Genomic DNA, 15,124 nt, shown 5'->3' on the forward strand with positions numbered 1-15,124 from the left:
TACAAGCATCTTTTCTGCTGACGTATATCTGGTCTGTAAAAGGGATTTTTGTGTCTACTCCTGATCTTAATCTTCAAAAAAGGCAAGCTGGATTAACTGCTTGGCACGGTTTAATTTTTTGGCGTCCAATTGTTGTAACATCGCAACAATATCATTCTTTTCTGCGGACTCACTCGAAGTTTCCACTTTAGAAGGAAGTATGCGAGCTGGTTCATTGATCTGTATGGCCTTTTCTTCAATCTGAACCCATGAAGTGCTTATCACATCTTTCATCAAAGATACAAGAAAGCGGATATCTTCTAGCTTATATTGATGAAGAAAATGACTCATATTGTGATGGATATGCTGGTGTAATTGTTGATGTAATATAAATATTTTTTTGCCCAAAGGCGTTAATCGAAACAGCACTTCTTTTTTATTATCTGGTACAGGCTCGAACTGAATCATGTAGATATCTGCTAATCGGCGTGTAATTTTGGATACACTGCCTCTAGGAATGCTATATTGCTTGGAAATAGTAATCCCATTTACAGGCTCTAACTCTCCAATCGCATCAATCACATGAAGCATCTGTACAGTCGCTACTTTTAAAAAATCGATGACATCCGAGTCAGACGTATGCATCATCATCCATTTCTTTTCTTCATCTTCCCCTTCAGCTTGAAACCGCTGTTGAATCGCAGCCATATGATCGATAACTTCGGTAATTAATGCGTTCTGCTCTATCTCGTTGTTCATGATCGTCTTCTCACCTTCATCTTTTTGATATCGTGCCATCCTTACCAACCTTTATTTACATCTCAATATAACCTTTTTCTCAGTATAGCAAGAGAGTCTCTGATTAGAAAAAAATAGAAAAGCTATTTACAAAACAGTTTTGAAGCCTTATTAACTAAGCAAAACAGTCTTTATATTGTCCCAACAATGTAATTATTTCTATATATATAAATAAATATATTTTACTGTATGAAAAAGTTAAAATTTTAAATTTAGTTGCGTATTTAGCACGGTTTATCAGACTTTCTCGCCGTTTCAGCCTTAATTTCACGATCTGAAATTCCGATATTATAGAAGTATGCACACTATAAAATTGTGATCAAAGGGTGATGAATGAATGAGTACGACGGATTCCTTATTAAAGTTTGTTCCTTACATCGGTAAAATTTTGAGAGAACGCGCAACCATCTGTCTCTATAACGAGACTCATATGCTTTATTATGAAGAACTAGATGGAATCGATCTTGGATTCAAAACAGGGGATGCTCTTCCAGCGGGATTCGATCATTACGCTTCCTTAACCGATAAAATTAATCCTTCAATCAGCTATTATCCTAAAGAAGTGTTTGGCGTTCCTTTAGAAGGAATTAACGTACCTATTTATGATGGCAGTACACTTATCGCTGTTCTTTCTGTAAGTTACGATAAGACGACGCAAGAAAACTTAGATTCTGTTTTACAAGAAAATGTCTCTGCTGCTGATGGTCTTGTCGATATGGTACAACATGTTGCTGCTCATGCTCAGCAATTACAAGCAACCAGTGAACAAATTTTGCAAAACAGTAAAATCACTGTTGAAAAATCAGGCAAAATTAACGAAGTGGCTACATTGATCAAAGACATCTCAGAACAAACCAACTTGCTTGGTCTAAACGCAGCGATTGAAGCGGCTCGTGTAGGCGAGCTTGGAGCTGGATTTGGCGTTGTTGCGACTGAAGTGCGAAAATTGTCAGTTAATGCCAAACAAGCGACCGGTGATATCGAAACCGCTCTGCGTGATGTACAACAATCAATTCGTCATATGGAAAATGAAATTGCTCAAATTACCACTTCTTCTCAAGAACAATCTTCTCTGGTTGGCTCCTTTACTGATGTTATTGAACGTCTGCAAGCAGCAAGTACCTCCATGAAATTGATAACAGACAACCTTTATCGCTACAGTGTTCCTCTCAAAAAATAATCTTCATTTACCTATTTTAATCCACCTACTAGAGTTATTTAAAGATAGAAGCTCTATGATGATAGAGCTTTTTTCACTCATACCTGTCTCTAGTTGTTGTCCCTTAAAAACATTAGCCTTTACTATAAGGCGCTTCTATCCGATAGTAATACATATAGATACTATCAAAAATTGAGTACGAAAAGGATGATTAGAATTATGCCAGTAATGGATGCACTATTAACCGCTTTGCCGTTCATCGGAAAACTTTTACGCGAGCGAGCTACGATCTGTCTTTATGATCATGAGAAAATTCTCTATTATGAACAATTTGGAGGCATTGATCTAGGATTCGTCTCTAATGGCCCTTTAGCTCCTGGCTTTGAAAACTTTGCTGGAATTAAAGATAAAGTGAATCCATCCATCACTCCTTTTCCTAAAGAAATGTTCGGTGTGTCTTTAGAAGGTATTAATGTGCCTATTCATGATAATGGTCAAATCGTTGGTGTGATGACAATCAGTTATGACCAAAGAACGCAAGAAGATCTACAAGGCGTTATGACAGAAAACGTTGCTGTATCTGAAAATCTTGTCGACATGGTACAACATATCGCTGCTCATGCTCAACAATTGCAAGCAACTAGCGAACAAATTTTGCAAAACACCAAAACAACGGTTGAAAAATCAAGCAAAATCAATGAAGTAGCGATCTTGATCAAAGATATCTCAGAACAAACCAACTTGCTTGGTCTGAATGCTGCGATTGAAGCGGCTCGTGTAGGAGAACTTGGTGCAGGATTCGGTGTCGTAGCTACAGAAGTACGTAAATTGTCTGTCAACTCTAAAAAAGCTACAGGCGATATCGAAACCGCTCTACGTGATGTACAAGAATCTATTCGTCAAATGGAAAACGAGATCACTCAAATTACCACTTCTTCTCAAGAACAAGCTACTCTTGTAGGTTCCTTTACCGAAGTTATCGACCGTCTACAAGCTACAGGCGAATCGATGAAAGATATCACTAAAAATATCTACTACTATAACAGTCAGCAAAAATAATCTATTGTGCTTCTATAAATAGCAAAAAGCGCTACAATCCGTAACAGCGATTGTGGCGCTTTTTTGTCGATCTATTTCTACTATCTACTATAGCGATGCTGTATTCGTTGATCACAAGTAACGATTATCTCCTATCTTCTTATATCGTCACAACACTTCGTTCGATTCGGTTACGTCCTGCATGCTTTGCTTGGTATAATGCATAATCACTGCGCTGATATAACATACTCAGATGAGTATCTGAAGTAGCGAGTACAGTGACAATACCGATACTAATCGTATAGGACAACGGTAAAGCATGAAAGCGATGATTTTCAATAGTAGAACGTATCTGTTCTGCTATTTGGCTCGATTGTTGTTCATCTGTATCTGGTAGAAGAATAGCAAATTCGTCTCCACCATATCTTCCAAATATAGCTTGCTCTTCTAAACTATTTGCAATAAGTATTGCCATATCTCGTAATACGCGATCTCCTACATGATGACCATATGTATCATTAATATTTTTATAATGATCAATATCGAATAAAAGATAAGAAATCGATTGTTGTTTTTTGGCTAATGTATGAATACAGTTTTTGCTTTGGATCATAAATGTACGCCGATTCAAAATACCAGTCAGCTCATCATAGCTAGCAATTCGTAACAGCTCAACATCCGCCTGTTCTTTGGATAACAGCACAAATCCGGTATTTCCCAAGATCATAATTAAATAAAGTGAAAGAAACGTAAACGTTTGATACATGCCTGTTGTAAATAATCCAACCTCATTCCCTAAATAAATAGCAGAAATAGCTCTACACCATAGACTGATTGCAACAATACTATACAAATACCCCATTAAGTGTTGAAGCGAGGACGCTTGGCGATCTGAAATCATACGATAGGCGGGATAGAGGATAAATAGAGATGTAGCTATAGAAGCGTAAATAATGCGAGTCGTCTCTGTCACATTCAAGAGGTATATAGATACAAAACCGATAATGATGATGACCATCCATCCGATATACAAATGGCGGACTTTTCTAGAAAATGCTTTTTGCAATACCAGAAATGATGCAGGCTCAAATGCAGCCCCGATAAACAACAATGAATTAGCTGCCACTATTGAGAAAAAGTCCGGTGCTGTATTTTGAAAAAGTAACATAAACCATGCAATCGCTTGTACCCACTTAGAGGCATAGAACATATTCACAGCACGATCTTTTGTATAATTCTGACGATACGCTCGGATCAAAATAACTGTAAAGATATGTCCAAATACAAGCGAAATGAATACTGTCTTCATATCCAGATTGAAATCCATCTGTCTTATTCACACACCTTAATCGATGATATTTAATTATGTATCAGTATAACAAGTTTTGAGTAACGGAAATAGTCAAATCATTACCCGAATTGGAATAAATAAATTGTAGTGACATACACTTTACTGCAATTTATATGTAAATAATAATATTTCTTTTCTATCTGCGTCTTTTCAGGTACAATGCTTGAGGTATGTCTGACGAAACGTTAGAGATACCTAACAATTATTGGAGGCTAAAATCCTTATGCAAACTTCTTCGCAAACTCAAGTTAAGATCATTAATGCTGATCCTAGCGCACTCGGCCTATTCGGTCTGGCTATTGTTACTCTGGTAGCTTCTTCTCAAAAGCTAGGTCTGACTACAGGTCTAAGTTATGCTATTCCCTGGGCGATCTTTCTAGGTGCTTGCGCTCAATTATTCGCTTGTATTCAAGATTCCAAGCGAAACAATACATTTGGTACGACTGCATTTGGAGCATTTGCTTTCTTCTGGTTCGCTATGGCAGGCAACTGGATGATCAAAATGGGTGTATTCGGAACAGCTCTTGCGAGTGATGTAGATGGTAAACAGTTAGGTTTTGCTTTTGCCGGTTATCTAGTGTTTGTTCTCTTTATGACGATTGGTGCTATGGAAACACACAAAGTATTGTTTATTATTTTCTGCTTGATCGATCTATTATTTTTAGGGCTGACTTTTGATGCGTTTGGTGTAGCTCCTCATATTTTCCATACGCTTGCGGCTTATGCAGAAATGGGTATCGGCATTGTATCTTTATACGGTACAGGCGCATTGGTATTGAATACGCATTTCGGCAAAACCTTTTTACCAATCGGTAAGCCTTTCGGTATTTTCAAAGATCACAACTAATACAACAGCATACTGAACGAAATATATCCAAAAAAACACATGTAGGCATTAAGCTACATGTGTTTTTTGGTTGCTTATACTTTATAGATATAGATTTTGGTGCGATGGATATCAACGCACTGAACGACTTTCTCAGGTGTCCAATCCGGTAATGCAAAATACACGCTAATAATATATGTATAGGTTGTGGCACGTTCACGCAAAATAGGATTTAATCGCTTCATGGCTCCCGGAAACAAATAGCAGATAATCATATTGGCTTCTTCATACGGATACTGATACATATCGCCACGAATCCAGTTCACCGATACTTTTTCAAATCGTGCCCAAAGCTTCGAAATCCAGAACGGTATAAACGAGTTCTCAATGCCTGTGACTTTATATTCAGGGCAATGCTTCGCTAGAAATATCGCTAATGTTCCCCAACCTGACCCGGTTTCGATAATAGTTTTGGGACGTGTTTTGTAGTCCATATGTTGTTGGATAGTTGAATATCGCTCAACTGGATCATCGGTCTTTAACTTGAATAGTGGACGATCCAATTCTTGTATTTTGGATAAGCGTAATACTTCTTCAGCAATCTTGCTTCGGATCAATGCAGAAGCAGGCAATGGAGAGATACCATTACGCCAGCTATAATACACGATCGACAATACAGCAATCAATACAACAACCAGCAATACAGTCGATACGACCAACGATCCAGTATCCATAGATGCTCTACTCCTTTGTAAATGGTAGTCTATTTATGATACAATTCCCAGCTATGAAATACCAGTTTCTTCTATATTTATCCTCAACCATAAAACCACTTCCCTGTAGATAGGAAAGTGGTTTTTATAGTTGTTCTTTGTAAGATTATTATCCTTTGATCGATCCACCCAATAGACCACGTACAAAGTACTTCTGTAGAGCAAAGAATACAGCAAGTGGTGTTAACATGGAGACAAAAGCAGCTGCCGTTAACAAATGCCAGTCACTACCACGCGAACCAACCATATTCGCAATATTCATTGACAGTACTTGCACTTCCGGTTGAGAACCGAGGAAGATAAGCGACACCAGATAATCATTCCATACCCATAAGAACTGGAAGATACTGATCGAAGCCAGTGCCGGTACAGATAATGGAAGAATCAATTTGGAGAAGATGGTAAAGTTAGTTGCTCCATCCATATAAGCTGATTCAAACAGATCACGAGGAAGCTGACTGATCGAATTATACATAAAGTAGGTGATTAGCGGTAACCCGAAAGCAGTATGGGCTAACCATATACCAAAGTATGTTCCGTTCAGTCCGAGTGCTGTATAATCGCGCAAAATAGGAATCAAAGCAACTTGTAAAGGTACGACGAGCAATGCGATCACAATAACGAAAAAGAATCGTCGTCCTTTAAATTTCAACCAGGCAAACGCATAAGCGGCAAAAGAAGCGATAAAGATCGGAATCACGGTCGATGGAATAACAACAGCAATCGTATTCCAGAACGATCTACCCATGCCGCTACCTTGCTCGGTTTTGACCGTGCCATCCGGTTGCGTGATTTTGTACTGTTTCCCCCCTAGAACCGTTTCATAGTTCTGAGTGGTGAAATTAAGCGTCATTCCGCTCCATTTTTTGTCCTGAACATCGACCGTACGTGAACGGCGATTTTCCCAGACCAGACGTTTGTCGCCTTGCATTACACCCGCTTTGAGCTGATCATCGCTGAATGTCTGTCCGTTAACTGTAATCGGCTGACGAAGGTCGGTATCTTTTGGAAGCTTGACTTGTTCTTCAGTTGCCCACTGGCGATGAGGGAATACTGTCCACCATCCGGTTTGTAAAATATCGGCGGCTGGACGTACAGATGAGATTAATAGCCCTAGCGTAGGAATAAACCAGATAATACAGATAATCGCTAGAATCGTATTAACCAACCAACTCGCTTTGCGTTTGGGTGCTTTATGTTTTCGTTTAGCCATCAGAAGCTTCCCTCCTTCTGAAGCTGGCGCAGATTCAGGATAATAACCGGAATAACTGCAATCAGCAACACAATCGCAAGCGTAGAACCATAGCCTGCATTTTGATACATAAATAATTGACGGTAGAACTCAGTCGCAACCACTTCTGTTCCATACTGTCCGCCCGTCATAATCATAACGACATCGAATATTTTCAGTGTGAATACAATAATGGTTGTGGTTACTGCTAGAACGGTACTGGAGATCACAGGCAACATGATTTTGAAAAAGATACGCACTTCGCCTGCACCATCCATACGTGCCGCTTCCAACATATCTTCCGGTATTCCTTTGATCGAAGCGGAAAAGATAACCATTGCAAACCCGGTCTGCATCCAGACCAATATGACAATCAAGAAGAGGTTATTCCAGGGTTGCACCATACTGAGCCAGCCCTGCGGCTGGAGTCCTAACTGCACCATAATTGCGTTAAGTAGACCGATCTGGTCATCGCCTGGTTGATAGTAATAAATGAATTTCCAGATAACGCCTGCGGCTACGAATGAAATCGCCATTGGCATAAATACAATTGCTTTGGCAAGACGCTCAAAGCTACTGCGGTCAGCCAGTACAGCGACCAACATACCCAAAATTACGCATGCTAATGTACCGAATACCACCCAGAGCAAGTTATTACGTAGCGCTGTTAACAATAGTCGGTCTGTAAATACAGCCCCAAAGTTAGCCAGCCCTACAAAGCGGGTAGAATCAGCATTAAAAAAGCTTAAGTATAATGTGCGTAGTGTCGGTAAAAAGAGCAACCAACCTAGCAACAATACAGCAGGTCCTACAAATACATAAGGAATTATACGTTCTTTCCATTTATCCGAGTATTGCTCAACCACCCAGTTCAGGGACCAGTAAATCGAATAGATCCCAAATATTCCCCAGATTACAGCAAGCACAGCATTTAAAACTGGTGGAAGATCCGAGCTTCTAAAAAATAAAAAGATCGAGAAATGCAAGCCTAAGTTTACAGCAGGCACAAGTATCGATAATAAAATCAACTTCAACATAGACCCTTGATTGGCTCGCACGTCCATCGGCTTTCCCCCTTAATCAAGCCAAAATCGGACCGATAGCATCGGCCCGTTCTGACTCATGTCAATGTATACCTGCTATCCATACCTATAGTATCTGAAGTGCAATACTATTGTTTTTTGAAGCCTGATTGAATTTCAGCCATCGCTTCATCTAGACTAGCTGTACCACTCACATAATCCGTCATACCTTTCCAGAACGTTCCTGCGCCTACAGAACTTGGCATCAAGTCAGAACCGTCAAAGCGGATTGTTTTGGCTTCTTGTACAAACTGAGACATACGACGTTCTTGATCATTAGCGAACCAATCATCAGGAGTACCGTTCATTGGAGGTGTTACCCCACCGGATTGAATCCAGCTTTGTAGAGATTCTGCTGTTGTGAAGAATTCCATAACTGCACGTACTTCTGGGCGGTCATTGAACATAGCATAGATATCACCAGAGATCATAGCAGGTGTACCATATTGCTCATCGATCGATGGGAACGGGAACCAGTCATACTCATCTGCTGTTACGCCTTCAGGAATAAAGGATACGATAAATCCTGCTTGACGGTTAAACCAAGCTTTAGGAGGGTCTGTGAACAACGGTTGAATAGAATCCCCGAAGTTCGTTGTTACGATTGAACTACGTCCACCATATACATAATCTTTGTTAAACCAGATATCAGACATTTTTTTCACTGCATTTTTAACAATTGGATCTGTAAATGGCAATTCACCTGTTAACCATTTGTCATAGTTTTCAGGAGTGGTTGTACGAAGCATAATATCTTCGATCCAGTCTGTTGCAGGCCAGCCTGTTGCTGTACCACTTTCAATACCGATACTCCAAGCAGGATCGCCATCTTTAGCGATTTGCTCTGTTAATGCCATCATTTCGTCCCAAGTCTTAGGTACTTCATAACCAGCATCTGCGAACGCTTTTTTGTTGTACCAGACTAAGCTTTTCACACTACTACGTGCCCATACGCCCGCAGTCAATTCTTTACCGCCTTCACCTTTCATTTTCGCCATATCTAGCCAGCTATCTTTGTATTGCTCTTTCAAATAGCTTTCGTCCATAAAGCTAGATATATCGACCACTTTACCAGAGTTAGCGAATCCTTCTAACAATCCTGGTTGTGGGAAGTCAGCGATATCCGGTGCATTACCACCGTTTACACGTACATTAATAGTAGCTTCAAATTCTTTAGAACCTTCATAAGCGATATCAATACCAGTCTGATCTTCAAATGCTTTGATACTTGCATTGAATTTCTGCTCATCCGCATCTACGAATGGACCATACATCGTTACTTTGGTTCCTTTATATTCACCTTTTAAGGCTTTCTCTAATTCAGATCCAGCTGGAACTTTAGCTGTTTTGATCATATCTGCGCCTGTTGTTGCTGTAGCTGTTGTATCTGTTCCTGTTGCAGCGGGTTCTGGTGTAGCCGTATTACTTGTTGTTCCTCCGCATGCACTCATGACAACTGAAAATAACAAAACCATCATCAGTGACATTGTGCTGCTTTTTTTCAACTTACGCTTCATGTACTCAGCCCCTTTTTTTTGATTACACCTGTAATAAAAAAGCAATAAAAAGAACGTAAATAACAAAATTAGATATTTTTTACTTCTTACCCATTTTCTTATGTATTGGGTGAAAAGTAAATAGGAATCTGATAACGCTATCAAAATATTTTCAAATTCCTGTTATGCAGTAAAAAGTAGCATGGCTGAAAGAGATGCACTACATCTATAAATGTACTTATACGCCTCTTTGCAAACGCTTGCATACATCTGCAACCTCATTTTAGGACATGATTGATACATAAGCAAGAGTTATTTTCATCAATGAAAATAATTTAAATTTACCCTTATCTGTACGATATATTCCAGTAAATTATTAACATATATGTAATGTATAAAAATCAACTTATGATTATTTAAAATTAATGTTCAGAAATTGTTCAGTACTGTTCGATATAGTAAATCCATGTCACATGATTTAAAAACAAAGGGGATATTTACAGCATGAAAAAATGGATGATTTTATGCTTAGCTGCACTGATTGCATTGCCGGGGACAGCAACAACAAATGTTTTTGCTGAGAGCGATTCAACCAGTACAACAAGTAGCAACACAAGCACAGTTAGCAATGACACTTACTCTTCTGGCACTCCTGTCACTCATGTCGAAAGTACAAATACTGGCGTTACTTCTAATCAAGTCAATAAACCTGTGATTACGTTGATTGGTGATGCACAGATTCAAATTAAAGTAGGGAGTACCTTTTCTGATCCAGGTGTAACCGTACAAGACGATGTATACCCTGATCTCAAAACAGCTAATATCACTTACGAGTACAACGGTTCTCCTGTAACTAAAGTTGATACGAGTATAGAAGGTATATTCAAGATTCACTACAATGTAACTAATGGTGATAATGTAGCTGCTGATGAGGTTATCCGCACAGTTCTTGTTACAAGTTCCAAAAAATATATCGATTTATCAAGCGTTACTCTTTCTAACGCTTATGGTATGGCATATTACGGAGATTATGTTTATGTCGCTCAACGTGGTAAAGGCATATCTCGCGTAGATCTTTATACAGGTAAAGTAACTCCTATTGTAGAAACTTCTCGTTCTTTTATGGGTGTTGCTCTAAATTCTTCTGGGGACTTGTTTTATACCATTGATAGTGACTCACGTATTTATAAGTTGTCTCACCAAGATATAGCTCAACTGCCTTTAACTAATACAGATTTTAGTGAGAAGAGTACTGTATTCTTTTCTGAAAAATATAATTATATTTATGGTTTAGCTATTGATGCGAAAGATAATGTATATTTCTCTGATTATTCGACAAAAGCTATTTTAAAAATTCCAGCAGGTACAAACAGTGCTAAGGTCGTAATTGAAAATTTTGCTACCTCCTTCACAAGCTTTTCCTTCGACCTATCTGGAAATCTTTATGTAGCTGGAGGTAATGAAAAAGTGTATCGCATTTCTTCACAGGATTTGACTACTACTCCTTTACAATCAAGTAGTTTAGTTAATTTAAATCCGAACTCTTATGTAAGTGCATATGGAATAGTTTTTCTTCCTAATGGCGATTCTTACATTGGTAGTGGTGGATCTATGCAAAAATCACCTTTACAACCTACAGCTCCAACCATTGAACTTGTCGGTAGTTCTACAATCACATTAAGTGTAGGTGATACTTTTGTAGAACCTGGTGTAGTGATTACAGATGCTAACTATCCTGATCTAGTTGCAAAAATGAGCTATACGTTAAATGATACTCCTGTTTCTAGTATAGACACCAATATTACTGGTACGTATACCATTTATTACAATGTTACTAATCCTGCAAATCTTTCTGCTGAGCAAGTCACTCGTACAGTTATTGTGAAAGCAGCTAGTGGTTATTTTGATCTTGCTAAAGCGAATATTCTAAGACCTTATGGTATGGCTTATCACAACGGATATGTATATGTATCCTCCTATCAACAAGGGATTGATCGTATATCAGCAACTACAGGTGTAGTAGAACATGTAGTTCTATCACAAAGTCAATCACAAAATTATTTTTTCGGTGTTGCTTTAAATAAAGCAGGCGATCTATTCTATACCAAAAACATGGATACGCATGTTTACAAAATACCTGCAAAATATCTTAAAGATCTTCCATTAGATTCAACAACACTTAATGAAGTATCCGAGGCTTTCGATTCATATAATAATAGCACTATGTATGGGTTGGCTATTGATAACAATGACAATATGTACATTGGAAACAACAGCTACAATCCCAATTCCAATTTCAATTCTGACAGTAGCCTTATCAAAGTAAACCTGACAACAAAAGCAAGACAAAATGTAATCATAAATAATACAAATTCTAATTATTATTATAATGGTGTTCTGGGAGTCACTACAGATGCCAAAGGAAATTTATTTTATAGCACTAACGGATTTTTAGGCATGGGTAGCATGGGACTTAAAAAGATAAGTTCTGATCATTTGCAAAATTTACCTGTAGATAATTCACTCATCGAGTCTTATCAAAGTGATGTTTATTCTGCATTAGGGCTGGTTATTCTACCGAATGGTAAAGGATATTATAGTACTGGTGGTTCTATTCAACCATTCAAAAAAGTCGCTCCTCCTGTTATCACATTGACTGGTGACTCTTATATTCAATTGACTCAAGGTGATGCTTATGTTGATCCAGGATTCTCGATTAGCGACGCAGTAGATAGTAATCTACAAGCAACGATCACTTATACGTTAAATGGTGAACCTGTAAATGCTATTGATACTTCTGTTGTGGGTGAATACATTATTTATTACAATGTACAAAATAGCTCTGGTTTAAGTGCAAACCAAATGACTCGTTATGTATCAGTGAAAGCTATTCCGACCGATCTTACACAAGTTGAACTTAATCGTCCATTTGAATTAGCGTATTTCAATGGTGATGTATATTATGCTGATTATGATCGTGGACTTTACAAAGTTTCTACCAAAACATTAAAAGTGACTTACCTTTCTAAAGGCGATGATATCGTTGCTGTAACATTAAACAAAGCTGGAGACCTGTACTACTCCAAATCTGGTGATAATCGTGTATGGGTTCTAGATCATAAGTATCTGCAAGACAGTGAATTACTGCCTTATACAACTTCAGATTTAGAAGAATATAGCACTCTTTATTACACTGCGCCTAGTCAAGTGTTTAATCCATCCAGTGAACCTATTAATCTCATTTCTACTCAAGGTATGAAAAATGCTACATCTATTACTGGACTTGCTTTAGATCAACAAGATCGTTTGTATATTGCTACTACTACAAATGATTATTTTAGCGAAACATCGACTTCTAATATTGTTCGTCTATCTGGTGCCAATCTGAATCCTGAATTGGTTGCATCTTATCCAACAGTCATTCGCGGTATTACGATTAGCCAATTTGGTAATTTATATGTAAATGTGGGATATGCCTACTTGTACAAAGCCAAAGCTTCTTTACTTCAAAATCTTCCTGTTGCAACACAGAATTTTGAAATGATGGGTGAAACAAACTTTGCTTATGGTGTTGCATTCTTACCAGACCATACAGGGTATGTAAGTTCTGCAAAATCAGGTACATTGACTAAACTAGACTTCTTGGATGAAGCAGAAGTATTTCCAGTAACAAGTGTTACGTTAGACAAATCAACATTAGAGTTCAAGAAAAAAGGCGCTGCTCAAACATTGAAAGCGACTGTAACTCCTGATAATGCTACAGATTCTACGGTATTATGGATCAGCAGCAATCCAAGTGTAGCTACAGTAACCGATGGTGTTGTTACTCCAATTGGTAAAGGTACAGCGATCATCAGTGCTTACTCTGTATCTCAACAAGAATTATTTGCAAGTGCAACAGTAACCGTTAAAGAATCCGATGATAAAACGTCATCTTCAGGTGGCTCCCAAAAAATCACCCTTAACGTAGATGATGGTAAAGGCAAAACAACGATTCCTGCTACAGCAGTCGTTAACCGTACTACACAAGCAAGTGGTCAAAAACAAGATCAGATTACTTTCTCCACCGATAAAGTGATCGAAGCGATTACGAAATTAAAAGAAGCAGCTCAACAAACCGTTCGTCTGGTTGTTCCAGATAGCAGTGATGAAGTGGCTCAAACCGATATCACATTACCATTAACAGCAGCAAAAGATTTGAAAAATGCAGCAATGAACTTGGAAATCAGCACTAACGATGCGAAATTGTCTGTTGCTTCCACTTCATTGAACAATATCACTAACGATCTTTACTTCCACTTTGTACCTCTTAAAACGGTAGCACAACAAAATGCAGTGGCGAATCGTGCAAAACAAGAAGAGATCGTTAAACAATCTTTAGGCAATGGTGATATCTCTGTAGTAGGTCGTCCGATGACGATCGAAACGAATTTACAAAACCAACCGGTTCAATTGGTCATGCCGATTGAGAACAGTGCGATTCCACAAGATGCAACAGCTAAACAACAATGGTTAAATCAATTGCGTATCTTTATCGAGCATAGTGATGGCGATCGTGAATTGGTACAACCAAGTGTAGTTGATTATGGTAATGGCAAAACAGGTCTACAATTTACAGTGACCAAATTCAGTACGTTTACAATTGTAGATATGCAGAATCTAGCAGCGTCTACAACAAACAATTCAACACCTGACAATAATAACGTCAATACAGATACAACAGCGGGTGTAGTAAAACCTGCTTATATCCAAGGTTACCCTGATCAAACATTCCGTCCGAACAACAGTATTACTCGTGCTGAAATGGCTTCACTATTGTATCGTTTACAAGCTAGCGCACCAAATGCATCAGCTAGTGGCAACGGAAGCTATTCAGATGTATCTACTACGTTCTGGGCACACCAAGCGATTGCTTCTATGCAATCCACTGGATTGATGAAAGGTCTAACTAACGGTAAATTTGCTCCTGCTCAACCGATCACTCGTGCGGAGATGGCTGCAATCGTAAGCCGCTGGCAGGGTCTGACAGGCGCAGGAAGCTCATTTGCTAACGATATTAACGGACACTGGGCAGCGAACGATATCAAGCGTGTAACGACTGCTGGATTGATGCAAGGTGTATCTCCATCTAGCTTCCAACCAAATCAACCGTTGACTCGTGCTCAAGCTGTAACGATTTTGAACAAAATTCTAGAAAAAACAGCTAACTTAACAGCTGGCAACAAAGCATGGAAAGACGTTCCTGCTAGCCACTGGGCATATGCAGACATCATGGACGCTTCTAACTCTTACACATTGAAATAAGAAAAAGAAGAAGACATGATTATGGTATAACCCAAAAAGGGCAACCTCCTATTCGTAGGAAGTTGCCCTTTTTTTAATGATCTTTTT

General features: G+C 38.6%; 10 protein-coding genes. 4 read left to right on the plus strand and 6 right to left on the minus strand.

Annotation, left to right across the window (positions count from 1 at the left end; genetic code table 11):
• Positions 1-66: 66 nt before the first annotated feature.
• Positions 67-777, minus strand: a complete 711-nt coding sequence (locus PaeCFBP13512_RS14550) for a MarR family transcriptional regulator (protein ID WP_137223997.1) — start codon at positions 775-777, stop codon at positions 67-69.
• A 337-nt stretch (positions 778-1,114) separates the two neighbouring features.
• Between PaeCFBP13512_RS14550 and PaeCFBP13512_RS14555 the strand changes: the two genes are divergently transcribed.
• Positions 1,115-1,957 carry a methyl-accepting chemotaxis protein gene (locus PaeCFBP13512_RS14555; RefSeq protein WP_137223999.1) on the plus strand — a complete coding sequence of 281 codons (843 nt, stop codon included), beginning with the start codon at positions 1,115-1,117 and terminating at the stop codon, positions 1,955-1,957.
• Between the two features lie 198 nt (positions 1,958-2,155).
• The gene (locus PaeCFBP13512_RS23590) at positions 2,156-2,995 is read left to right on the plus strand and encodes a methyl-accepting chemotaxis protein (RefSeq protein ID WP_193555955.1); all 840 of its coding nucleotides are present in this window, start codon (positions 2,156-2,158) and stop codon (positions 2,993-2,995) included.
• A 139-nt stretch (positions 2,996-3,134) separates the two neighbouring features.
• Here the strand turns inward: PaeCFBP13512_RS23590 and PaeCFBP13512_RS14565 are convergent, their stop codons facing one another.
• Positions 3,135-4,283 (minus strand): GGDEF domain-containing protein, encoded by a 1,149-nt coding sequence (locus PaeCFBP13512_RS14565; RefSeq protein WP_161594277.1) that lies wholly within the window; start codon positions 4,281-4,283, stop codon positions 3,135-3,137.
• A 265-nt stretch (positions 4,284-4,548) separates the two neighbouring features.
• Between PaeCFBP13512_RS14565 and PaeCFBP13512_RS14570 the strand changes: the two genes are divergently transcribed.
• Positions 4,549-5,172 carry an acetate uptake transporter gene (locus PaeCFBP13512_RS14570; RefSeq protein WP_069326575.1) on the plus strand — a complete coding sequence of 208 codons (624 nt, stop codon included), beginning with the start codon at positions 4,549-4,551 and terminating at the stop codon, positions 5,170-5,172.
• A 74-nt stretch (positions 5,173-5,246) separates the two neighbouring features.
• On the opposite strand, the gene PaeCFBP13512_RS14575 is transcribed toward PaeCFBP13512_RS14570, so the two are convergent.
• The 4 genes from PaeCFBP13512_RS14575 to PaeCFBP13512_RS14590 all read right to left on the minus strand — a co-directional run bounded on the left by PaeCFBP13512_RS14575 (position 5,247) and on the right by PaeCFBP13512_RS14590 (position 9,754).
• Complete coding sequence (locus PaeCFBP13512_RS14575) at positions 5,247-5,885, minus strand: methyltransferase domain-containing protein (RefSeq protein ID WP_069326574.1); 639 nt, start codon at positions 5,883-5,885, stop codon at positions 5,247-5,249.
• Positions 5,886-6,033: 148 nt separating this feature from the next.
• Positions 6,034-7,137: a carbohydrate ABC transporter permease gene (locus PaeCFBP13512_RS14580; protein WP_069326573.1), complete on the minus strand. Its 1,104-nt coding sequence runs from the start codon at positions 7,135-7,137 to the stop codon at positions 6,034-6,036.
• Positions 7,137-8,219: a carbohydrate ABC transporter permease gene (locus tag PaeCFBP13512_RS14585; RefSeq protein ID WP_069326572.1), complete on the minus strand. Its 1,083-nt coding sequence runs from the start codon at positions 8,217-8,219 to the stop codon at positions 7,137-7,139. The genes PaeCFBP13512_RS14580 and PaeCFBP13512_RS14585 overlap by 1 nt, the downstream gene beginning before the upstream one ends.
• 107 nt (positions 8,220-8,326) lie before the next feature.
• Complete coding sequence (locus PaeCFBP13512_RS14590; protein ID WP_137224003.1) at positions 8,327-9,754, minus strand: ABC transporter substrate-binding protein; 1,428 nt, start codon at positions 9,752-9,754, stop codon at positions 8,327-8,329.
• A 483-nt stretch (positions 9,755-10,237) separates the two neighbouring features.
• Here PaeCFBP13512_RS14590 and PaeCFBP13512_RS14595 point away from each other — a divergent pair, with 483 nt between their 5' ends.
• Complete coding sequence (locus PaeCFBP13512_RS14595; protein ID WP_137224005.1) at positions 10,238-15,037, plus strand: immunoglobulin-like domain-containing protein; 4,800 nt, start codon at positions 10,238-10,240, stop codon at positions 15,035-15,037.
• Positions 15,038-15,124 lie beyond the last annotated feature (87 nt).

The sequence above is a fragment of the Paenibacillus sp. CFBP13512 genome, assembly GCF_005233705.1.
GTDB classification, from domain to species: domain Bacteria; phylum Bacillota; class Bacilli; order Paenibacillales; family Paenibacillaceae; genus Saccharibacillus; species Saccharibacillus nuruki.